Source organism: Microcoleus sp. Pol12B4, assembly GCF_036701385.1.
Lineage (GTDB): Bacteria > Cyanobacteriota > Cyanobacteriia > Cyanobacteriales > Microcoleaceae > Microcoleus.
The window spans coordinates 1-1,228 of the sequence record NZ_JAUBQR010000459.1 but is presented as its reverse complement, the minus strand read 5'-3'; the positions used below and the strand labels follow the sequence as shown (position 1 = coordinate 1,228).

At 39.6% G+C, this 1,228-nt stretch carries 2 protein-coding genes; both read right to left on the bottom strand.

Features of this window, described 5'->3' with window-relative positions; all coding sequences use genetic code 11:
- A partial coding sequence (locus QUA38_RS29040) for a protein kinase domain-containing protein (protein WP_333168003.1) occupies window positions 1-492 on the bottom strand: 492 nt, incomplete at its 3' end.
- 37 nt (window positions 493-529) lie between these two features.
- Window positions 530-1,228, bottom strand: a 699-nt coding sequence (locus QUA38_RS29035) for a methyltransferase (protein WP_333168000.1), incomplete at its 5' end; no start/stop codon positions are given.

Here is a 1,228-nt window from a genome sequence, read left to right as displayed (position 1 = left end):
TGGGTTTTTAATTGTGGGATTTTCCCGCGTAAATAGTGTAGAAATGCCAAAATCAATAATTTTCAGGATATCTGTTTGCAAATTCCAAACAATATTGGCAGGATTGATATCTTTGTGGATAACATTAACAGCATGGATTTCACCTAAAGTCTTCGTTATTTTAATAGCAAGAGAAAGAAATTCAGGCAAGCTAAGTTTTCTATCTCTCAGGATAATGTCTAATGATTCACCTCCAAAGTCTTCTAAAACTATTGCTAGTGTATTCTGATATTTTTGCAAATCATAAGCTATAATCACTCCATCTATATTCAGAGAACGAGTAATTTCATACTCTTGCTTATATCTGGTTAGCTCCGTAGGGGTAGGATAATCTTCTTTGAGAACCTTGATAATAACAGGTTGATTGTCAGGGCCGCGGTTGGCTCGATAAACTAGCGAATTCGAGCTTTCAAAAATTTGGGCGATAATTTGGTAATTAGAAAAAAATTTCATACTTAAGATTTTCCTCAACTAAAAATACAAACAAAAATTAGGGTTTATTAGCGCTAATCAGATGATAATAAGTATGGGTTGGTATTGACTGAAAATCAATAAACCCTACTGACGATAATATTTCTTCTATTTCCTTTAACGTATACTGCTTACCTTTCTCATACATCAGTAATATGGCTGACAAACACGCTACTGTGAGCGGCCCATCTTTGGTATCATTTAAAGGCATTTCATGCAACAACACTTGACCGCCAGGTTTGAGTGCGTCGAATGCTCGTTGAGCCAGCAAATAGCAATGTTCTAAATCCCAATCGTGAAAAACATTGCCAAATAGAACACCGTCAGGTTCTCCAGGCCACGCCTCTTCAAACATATCTCGCGCCACGGTAGTAATCTGTTTTTCTAAGCCATATTTGGAAATATTTTTTTGTGCGATTTCGCATACAGGCTCAAGATCCATAACTGTGCATTGAATCTGCGGATTAAATGCTGCGATCGCGATCGCCAGCGCTCCCGAACCACCTCCCGCATCAAGAAGATGGGATATTTGACCGAACACAGGTTGTTTGGCTAAGTTTGCTGCAGTTGGCAGTATCATCATGTGCATCCGATCGATGAAGCTGTGCACCATCTCAATTTTGTGCTGATTCATCGCTACGGCCATCGGCATTGGTGGTTGAGCGCCACCGATTAATTTCATGCGAAGCAGATCCAGATACCATTCATGGGGAGGGCA